Raw genomic sequence first — 8667 nt, forward strand, 5'->3', positions numbered from 1 at the left:
GCGGCATGGCGGGCCGACGCGGCGCCGGCCGCTACCGGCGCGGGGCCGTGCGCGCGACAATGGCCGCATGAACACTCCCGATCCCTGTCCCTGCGGCCGCCCGCTGGCCTACGCCGCCTGCTGCGGCCGGTACCACGCCGGTGCCGCCGCGCCCGATGCCGAGGCGCTGATGCGGTCGCGCTACAGCGCCTACGTCCGCCACCGGGCCGATTACCTGCTGGCCAGCTGGCATCCGTCCACCCGCCCCGAGGCGCTGTCGCTGGACGAGGCGGCCGGGCAGCACACCCGGTGGCTGGGGCTCACCGTGCACGCGCACACGCTGCAGGATCCCGAGCATGCCCAGGTCCTGTTCACCGCGCGCTACAAGGTGGGCGGTGGCAGCGCGGTCAAGATGCGCGAGCACAGCCGCTTCCTCCGCCAGGACGGCCGCTGGTTCTACCTCGACGCGCTGCCCTGAGCCGGCTCGCGGCTGCGTACCGCCACCGGCCGCTGCTGGCCGTGGGCGCGCACGCAGTTGCGCCCGGCATCCTTGGCCGCATACAGCGCCTGGTCGGCGGCCTTGATCACCGCCTGCGCGTCCTCGCCCACGCGGCTGTCGGCCATGCCGATGCTTACCGTCACCTGCACCACCGTGCCGGCCCCGCCGCGCCCGCGCTGCAGGCGGCCCACCGCATCGTCCTGCGCCCGTGCGGCGCGGTCGCGCAGCTGCAGGCGGGTGGCCTCCACCGTGGCCCGGATCGCTTCCACCGCGTCCACGCAGGCCGGGGCAGGGCGGTCCAGGAACACCAGCGCGAACTCCTCCCCGCCATAGCGGAACGCGCGCCCGCCGCCTCCCACCTCGGCCAGCCGCGCGGCCACCAGCTTGAGCACGTCATCGCCGTTGTCGTGGCCGTGGGTGTCGTTGAAGCGCTTGAAGTGGTCCACGTCCACCATCGCGATCGTGTAGGTGGCGCCCACGCGCTGCAGGCACTCGTTCAACGCGCGCCGGCCGGGTAGCCCGGTCAGTTCGTCGCGGTAGGCCATGTGGAAGGATTCCTGCAGCATCGCCGAGACGATCAGCAGCAGCGCGGTGCTCGCCAGCGCCGGCAGCAGCGCCGGTGACAGGAACACCCGCGGCAGCATCGCCCACACCACCAGCAGCGCCACCAGCATCGCCGTATGCAGCGGCCGCGGCTGGCGCAGCGCCTGCGCCGCCAGCCCGACCAGCGCCGCGGCGAACACCAGCGTCGGCACCTGCGCCAGCCGGCTCCAGCCGGTCGGCAGCCACGGCCAGTGGTGGTCCGAAAGCAGGTCGTGCATGCCCTGCGGCCCCTGCGCGGCCAGCAGTGCGAACACCCCCACCGCCACCCCGCTGACCACCCCGCGCAGCAGCAGGTCCTGGCGCAGCCGCCCGCGTTCGGGCCACAGCCCATGCAGGGCAAACAGCAGCGGCAGCCACACCGACACCGCATGGAACAGCAGCGGGGTCAGCGCGGTCACCGCACCGGTATTGAGGAAACTGCCCACCAGCCCATGCAGCAGGGCAAAGGCCAGCGCGATCGCCAGCAGCAGGCACACCGCACGCACGCGGTTGTAGATCAGGCCCAGGCCGACGCCCAGGCAGGTCAGCACCAGCGGCAGGATGCGGTGCACCGGGCTGCCCACGTCATCGGCCGGCGTGGCCCACCACAATCCCAACCCCACCAGCACGGCGGGCAGCAGGAACAGGTAGTGGCCAGGCTGGCGAAGCAGGTGAGTCGGCAAGACGGTTCCACGGGTCCGGGCCGGCGCGCCAGGGCTGCACGTGCAAACCGGACCACGCAGGCGATGGTCTTCCCGATAGCGGCCGGCGCGTATTCAACTTGAGTGCGTCACAGACCGTAAGCCTGGCCATGACATGCCGCTCACCACCGCTGACCGATCCTGATCCGGATGAACACTGCCGTCGCCGCCCCACCCGCCACCGCCCCTTCGCCCGACGCTGTCCTGGCCGCCCGCTATGCCGGCATCCGCGCCCGCAGCGTCGCGCTGGCCGCCCCGCTCAGCGCCGAAGACGCGATGGTGCAGAGCATGCCCGACGCCAGCCCGACCAAATGGCACCTGGCCCATACCAGCTGGTTCTTCGAGCGCTTCGTGCTGGGCAGCCAGCCCGGCCACGTGCCGTTCAACGCCGACTGGCACTACCTGTTCAACAGCTACTACCAGCGCATCGGCCCGGCGCACGCGCGCCCGCAGCGCGGCCTGTTGTCGCGCCCATCGCTGGAAGAGGTGCTGCACTACCGCAGCGTGGTCGACCAGCAGGTCATCGCGCTGCTGCAGGGCGGCGCGCTGTCCGCCCAGGCGCGCCACCAGTTGCAGCTGGGCCTGCATCACGAGCAGCAGCACCAGGAGCTGCTGCTGACCGACATCAAGCACGCCCTGTGGTGCAATCCGCTGCAGCCGGCCTACCGCGACGACCTGGGCCACGGCGGCTCGGTGGCCGTTGCCCTGCAATGGCGCAGCAGCCCCGAACGGATCGTGCAGATCGGCGCGCCGCCGTGGCCGGCCCATGCCGGGTTCGCCTACGACAACGAATCGCCCGTGCACCGCGTGCTGGTGCCTGCGCACGCGCTGGCCAACCGGCCGGTCAGCAACGCCGAATACCGCCAGTTCATCACCGCCGGCGGCTATGCCGATGTCGCCCTGTGGATGAGCGAGGGCTGGTCGCTGTGCCAGGCCGAAGGCTGGCAGCACCCGCTGTACTGGGATGACGCGCTGGAGCGCGAGTTCACCTTGGCGGGCTGGCAGCCACTGGACCCGCATGCCCCGGTCTGCCACCTCAGCTATTTCGAAGCCGACGCCTACGCACGGTGGCAGGGCGCGCGCCTGCCCACCGAGTTCGAATGGGAAGCGGCCGCCGCCGGCGCGCCCGTGCACGGCCATTTCGCCGATGCCGACCGTCTGCACCCGGCCGGCGCCACCGCCGGCGGGCCGGGCGGCGACCCGGCCCTGCTGCAGCTGTTCGGCGATGTCTGGGAATGGACCAGCAGTGCCTATGGCGCCTACCCGGGCTTTCGCCCCTTCGCCGGCAACCTCGGCGAGTACAACGGAAAATTCATGAACGGTCAGTGGATCCTGCGCGGCGGCAGCTGCGTCACCCCCGAAGGGCACGTCCGTGCCAGCTACCGCAACTTCTTCGCGCCCGCCGCCCGCTGGCAGTTCGCCGGCGTGCGCCTGGCCCGGGACGCGGCATGAGCACCGTCAGCGACGCGCTCGAGGCGCTCACCGACCTGCAGCCCGACCGTGCCCGGGTCACCGCCGACATCCTGTACGGGCTGTCCCAGCGCCCGCGCCAGTTGCCGTCCAAATATTTCTACGATGCGCGCGGCTCGGCCCTGTTCGAACAGATCACCCGCCAGCCGGAGTACTACCCCACCCGCACCGAACTGCAGCTGCTGGAGCAGTGCGCCGCCGAGATCGCCGACGTGGTCGGCCCGCGCCTGCACGTGGTCGAGCTGGGCAGTGGCAGCGGTCGCAAGACCGAGCGGCTGCTGCACGCCCTGGCCGACCCGGTGGCCTACACCCCCATCGAGATCTCACGCGCGGCGCTGCTGGCCAGCATCGCGCGGCTGGCGCAGGCCCTGCCGGCCATCGAAATGCTGCCGGTCTGCGCCGACTTCACCCAGCCGGTGGACCTGCCCGCGCCGCAGCGCCCGGCCGCGCGCCGGCTGCTGTTCTTCCCCGGTTCCACGTTGGGCAACTTCGCCGAGGCCGACGCGGTGGCCCTGCTGCAGGCCATGCGCCAGACCATGGGCGCCGATGGCATGGCCCTGATCGGCATCGACCTGCACAAGGATCCGGCGTTGATCGAGGCCGCTTACAACGACGCCGCCGGCGTCACCGCCGCCTTTACCCTCAACCTGCTGGCCCGGCTCAACCGCGAGATCGGCAGCGACTTCGACCTCGACGCCTTCCAGCATCGCGCCCGCTACAGCGTGCCGCGCCTGCGCATCGAGACCGAGCTGGTCAGCACCCGCCCGCAGCGCGTGCACGTGGCCGGCCGCCAGGTGGACTTCACCGAAGGCGAGGCGATGATCGTCGAGTACAGCCACAAATACACCGAGGCGTCGTTCGCGGCGCTGGTCGCCAGCGCCGGCCTGCGCGTCACCGCGCAGTGGCATGCCAGCGCACCCGCCTTCGCCCTGTGCCTGCTGCAACCCGCCTGAGCGCGGCGGCGGCGGTGGGCGTGCGGCTATGATGCATCTCCACTTGGCTGCAAGGATTTCCGCCAATGAGGTTCCCCCACCGCTGGCTGCTGGCCGCGCTGTGCCTGGCCAGCGCCCCGGTCGTTGCCGCCCCGCAGGATGACCTCGACCGTTGCCTGGCCACCCTGCAACCGCAGGCGCTCCGCCAGGGCATCAGCGCCGAGGGCTTCACCCGTTTCACCGCCGGCCTCACCCCGGACCTGAGCGTGTTGCCGCTGCTGGACGCACAGCCGGAGTTCACCACCCCGCTGTGGGACTATCTGGCCGCGCTGGTGGACAGCCAGCGCGTGGAGGATGGCCGCGCCCTGCTGCGCCAGCACCGCGACCTGCTCGAGCGCGTCTCGGCCCAGTACGGCGTCGATCCGGCCACCATCGTCGCCGTCTGGGGCGTGGAGAGCGACTACGGCCGCGTCTTCGGCAAGCGCCCGCTGCTGCAGTCGCTGGCCACCCTGTCGTGCAACGGCCGCCGCCAGCCGTTCTTCCGCGGCGAACTGCTGGCCCTGCTCAAGCTGCTGGATGCCGGCGACCTGCGCGCCGATGGCCTCACCGGCTCGTGGGCCGGCGCCTTCGGCCACACCCAGTTCATGCCGTCTACCTATGCCCGCATCGCGGTGGACGGGGATGGCGATGGCCGCCGCGACCTGGTCGGCAGCATTCCCGACGCCCTGGCCTCCACCGCCAACTACCTGGCCAAGGCCGGCTGGCGTACCGGCCAGCCCTGGGGCATCGAGGTCCGCCTGCCGGCTGGCTTCAACCCGGCCGTGGCCGGGCGCACCCAACGCAAGCCGCTGGCCAGCTGGCGCGCGCTGGGCATCGTCCCGGTCGCGGGCGGCGCGCTGGCCCCGGCCGGCCTGCCGGCCGACGCCAATGCCGCGCTGCTGCTTCCCACCGGCGCCAAGGGCCCGGCCTGGCTGGTGTTCCGCAACTACGACGCCATCTATTCCTACAACGCCGCCGAGAGCTACGCGCTGGCCATCGCCACCCTGGCCGACCGCCTGCGCGGCGGCGCCGGCACCGTCGCCGCCTGGCCCACCGACGATCCCGGCATCGGCCGGCGCGAGCGCCGCGAGCTGCAGACCCTGCTGCTGGCGCGCGGCCATGACATCGGCGTCGCCGACGGCATGGTCGGCACCGCCACCCGGCGTGCCATCCAGAGCGAACAGCAGCGCCTCGGCTGGGCCACCCCGGACGGCCGCGCCGGCCAACGCATCCTCACTGCCCTGCGCAGTGCGCCTCCCCTCCCGACCGCAGCCACCGCCATGCCCGCATCCACCGTGTTCACCCTGCCGCCCAACCATGCCCGCCTGGTGCAGTCCCCGGCCGGCCCCGCCGCCGCACTGCCCAAGGTCGACGGCCTGCGCCTGGGCAGCGTGCAGGGCTTCCCGGCATGGACGGTGGACACCCCGTTCGCCACGGCGGCCATCGCCGTGTTCGGCGGGCAGCTGCTGTCCTATGTCCCCAAGGGGGGCCAGGACGTGCTGTGGCTGTCGCCCACCGCGCAGGCCCTGCCCACGCCCCTGCGCGGCGGCAGCCCGGTCTGCTGGCCGTACTTCGGCCGGCAGGGGCAGGGCAGCGACGTCCCCGCGCATGGCTTCGTGCGCACCGTGGCCTGGACGCTCACCGGCGCACGCCGCGAAGCCGACGGCACGATGGTGCTCGACCTCGCCCCGCCGGCGCTGGACAACCTCGACCTGCGCCTGACCATGCAGCTGCGCATCGGCCGCACCCTGGAACAGCGCCTGCTCACCGAAAACACCGGCACCGGCACGGTCAGCTTCACCCAGGCCCTGCACAACTACTTCCGCGTCGGCGATGCCACCACGGTGGACGTGCAGGGCGTGGACGGCCTCACCTACCTGGACAAGTTCGAGGACTACGCCACCCCGCGCGTGCAGCGCGGCGACTGGAACCTGCGCGACCCGCGCGACCCCGGCCGCAGCGACCGCATCTACACCCAGGCCGGGGGCCGCTACGTCCTGCGCGATGCCGCCCTCAAGCGCCGCATCGAGATCACCACCCAGGGCAGCCGCTCGCTGGTGGCCTGGAACCCGGGCGAAGCGGGCGCGGCCAGGATGGCCGACGTCGGCGCCGGCTGGCGCAACTACGTCTGCCTGGAAGCGGCCAACGCCGGCCCGGACGTCGTCACCCTCGCCCCGGGCGGGCGCCACGAACTGCGCCAGACCTTCCGCGCGCTGCCGTTGTAAGCTTCCGCCCCGGCTACTCAAGGAGCGAGACATGACCGATACCCCCTGGTATTACGTCGACGCAGGACAGCAACGACAGGGCCCCGTGCCCAGCCAGGCGCTGCGCCGCCTGCACGCGCAGGGCGAGATCGACATCGACACGCTGGTCTGGCGCGACGGCATGTCCGAATGGAAAGCCCTGCATACCGTGACCGAGCTGTCCCGGCCCGATCCCATGCACCATCCGGTGCACGATCCGTATGCCGCGCCTTCTTCGGCGCTGGACGCCAGCAGCGGCCTCGTCGACGACGCCCTGGCCGACCGGCTGCAGGCCTATGCCGCCTTCGTCGGTCCCCGGTTTGCGGTCTATCGGCGCAAATGGCGACTGGACCGCGCCGTGCAGGACGCCAATGGCTGGAACTGGGCGGCCTTCCTGTTCGGCGCCTTCTGGATGCTGTACCGGCGGATGTACGCGGCGGCGGCGGGGTGGATCGCGGTACTCACCGCGCTGGCCTTCCTGGAGACCTTCCTCGACGCCAGCAGCGGCGTGTCCAGCGCGATCACCCTGGGCAGCAGCGCCGCCGCCGGCGCGCTGGGCAACCACCTCTACCTGTGGCACACCGAGCGCAACATCGCCCAGGCCCGGGCAAGCCGCCCGGCCGATACCGCCGCGCTGCACGCCGACCTGGCCGCCCGCGGTGGCACCCGCTGGCTGGCGGTGGTACTGGGCCTGGTGGCCTACATCGGCGTGCTCGGCGGGCTGGCCTTCCTGGTCGACGGCTGACCGGCCTCAGCGGCGCGGGGCCGGCGCGCGCAGCGCCAGCAGGCAGATGCCCCCGGCCACCAGGCCCCAGAACGCCGCGCCGATCCCGGCCAGCGACAACCCCGAGGCGGTGACCAGGAAGGTGACCAGCGCCGCCTCGCGGTCCTTTTCCTCGCGCAGCGCCATCGACAGGCTGTTGGCGATGGTGCCGAACAGGGCGATGCCGGCCACGCAGGCCACCAGTTCACGCGGGAAGGCGGCAAACACCGCCGCCACCGTCGCACCGAACAGACCCACCACGAGATAGAACACCCCGGCGGCCACGGCGGCGGTGTAGCGTCGGGCCGGATCCTCGTGGGCCTCGCGCCCCATGCAGATCGCCGCGGTGATCGCCGCCAGGTTCAGCCCGTACGCGCCGAACGGCGCCAGCAGCGTATTGACCACCCCGATCCAGCCGATCACCGGTGAGATCGGCGTGGCGTAGCCGGAGGCGCGGATCACCGCCACGCCCGGCATGTTCTGCGAGGCCATGGTGACCACGAACAGGGGCAGGGCGATCCCCACCACGGCCGACCAGGACAGCGTCGGCCAGGTGAACACCGGCGTCGCCAGTTCCAGGCGCACCGTCTCCATATGCAGCAGCCCCTGGCCGGCGGCCACCATCACGCCCACCAGCAGGGTGGCGATCACCGCATAGCGGGGCAGCCAGCGCCGGCCCACCAGCCAGGTGGCGAACATCGCCAATGCCATGCCCAGCTGGGTGCCCATCGACACGAACACATCCAGTCCGAAGCGCAGCAGTACCCCGGCCAGCATGCCGGCGGCCAATGCCATCGGCACGCGCGTCATCAACCGTGCGAAGAGGCCCGAGAAGCCGGCCAGCATGCCCAGCAGCGCAGCCAGCAGGAACGCACCGATCGCATCGCTGTAGTCGACCGCGCCGGCGCCCACCACCAGCATCGCCGCGCCCGGCGTGGACCATGCGGTCACCACCGGCATCCGATAGCGCAATGAAAGGCCGATGCAGGTAACGCCCATGCCAAGCCCAAGCGCCCACATCCACGACGCGATCTGCGCCTGCGTCGCGCCCACCGCCTGCGCCGCCTGGAAGACGATCACCGCTGAACTGGCAAAGCCCACCAGCACCGTAATGAAGCCGGCGGTCACCGACGACAAGGACACATCGCGCCACAACGAACGCTTGGCAGGCACCGACATCGCATGCATTCCTGGAAACAAGACATGCATTGTTAGCAAGCCTGCGGCAGCACGCGCAACGCGCGTGCTGCCGCGCGCCGTGCCGTGCAGCACGCGATGATGACGTTGCGATGAAAAAGATCGAACAAAAGCCTTGACGAATTTCCAGAAGTCTTTAGTATTCGCTCCCTCGCTGCGACGCGGTCTTCACCCCGGTGAACACCCAACCGCAGCGACGGCAACATCCTTCGAAAGAAGGTGTTGACGGAAACGAAAAGCCTGACATAATAGGCGGCTCGCA

Annotated in this window: 8 protein-coding genes; 5 read left to right on the forward strand and 3 right to left on the reverse strand. The window is 71.5% G+C overall.

Features of this window, described 5'->3' with window-relative positions; all coding sequences use genetic code 11:
* Positions 1-67 precede the first annotated feature (67 nt).
* Positions 68-457 carry a YchJ family metal-binding protein gene (locus RSA25_RS09670; protein WP_332808678.1) on the forward strand — a complete coding sequence of 130 codons (390 nt, stop codon included), beginning with the start codon at positions 68-70 and terminating at the stop codon, positions 455-457.
* On the opposite strand, the gene RSA25_RS09675 is transcribed toward RSA25_RS09670, so the two are convergent.
* Positions 436-1743 carry a GGDEF domain-containing protein gene (locus tag RSA25_RS09675; protein ID WP_332808679.1) on the reverse strand — a complete coding sequence of 436 codons (1308 nt, stop codon included), beginning with the start codon at positions 1741-1743 and terminating at the stop codon, positions 436-438. The two genes, RSA25_RS09670 and RSA25_RS09675, sit on opposite strands and share 22 nt — an antisense overlap.
* Positions 1744-1911: 168 nt before the next feature.
* Between RSA25_RS09675 and egtB the strand changes: the two genes are divergently transcribed.
* The 4 genes from egtB to RSA25_RS09695 all read left to right on the forward strand — a co-directional run bounded on the left by egtB (position 1912) and on the right by RSA25_RS09695 (position 7190).
* Positions 1912-3213 (forward strand): ergothioneine biosynthesis protein EgtB, encoded by a 1302-nt coding sequence (gene egtB, locus RSA25_RS09680; RefSeq protein ID WP_332808680.1) that lies wholly within the window; start codon positions 1912-1914, stop codon positions 3211-3213.
* Complete coding sequence (gene egtD / locus RSA25_RS09685) at positions 3210-4184, forward strand: L-histidine N(alpha)-methyltransferase (RefSeq protein WP_332808681.1); 975 nt, start codon at positions 3210-3212, stop codon at positions 4182-4184. The genes egtB and egtD overlap by 4 nt, the downstream gene beginning before the upstream one ends.
* Positions 4185-4249: 65 nt before the next feature.
* The gene (locus RSA25_RS09690) at positions 4250-6427 is read left to right on the forward strand and encodes a lytic murein transglycosylase (protein WP_332808682.1); all 2178 of its coding nucleotides are present in this window, start codon (positions 4250-4252) and stop codon (positions 6425-6427) included.
* Between the two features lie 31 nt (positions 6428-6458).
* Positions 6459-7190 (forward strand): GYF domain-containing protein, encoded by a 732-nt coding sequence (locus tag RSA25_RS09695; RefSeq protein WP_332808683.1) that lies wholly within the window; start codon positions 6459-6461, stop codon positions 7188-7190.
* Between the two features lie 6 nt (positions 7191-7196).
* Here RSA25_RS09695 and RSA25_RS09700 read toward each other — a convergent pair whose 3' ends face one another.
* Positions 7197-8387: a benzoate/H(+) symporter BenE family transporter gene (locus RSA25_RS09700; protein ID WP_332808684.1), complete on the reverse strand. Its 1191-nt coding sequence runs from the start codon at positions 8385-8387 to the stop codon at positions 7197-7199.
* Positions 8388-8419: 32 nt separating this feature from the next.
* Positions 8420-8667 (reverse strand): hypothetical protein (locus tag RSA25_RS09705; protein WP_332808685.1); only part of this gene is annotated, 248 nt, incomplete at its 5' end.

It is taken from the genome of Stenotrophomonas sp. (assembly GCF_036662295.1).
In the GTDB taxonomy this organism is placed as follows: Bacteria; Pseudomonadota; Gammaproteobacteria; order Xanthomonadales; family Xanthomonadaceae; genus Stenotrophomonas.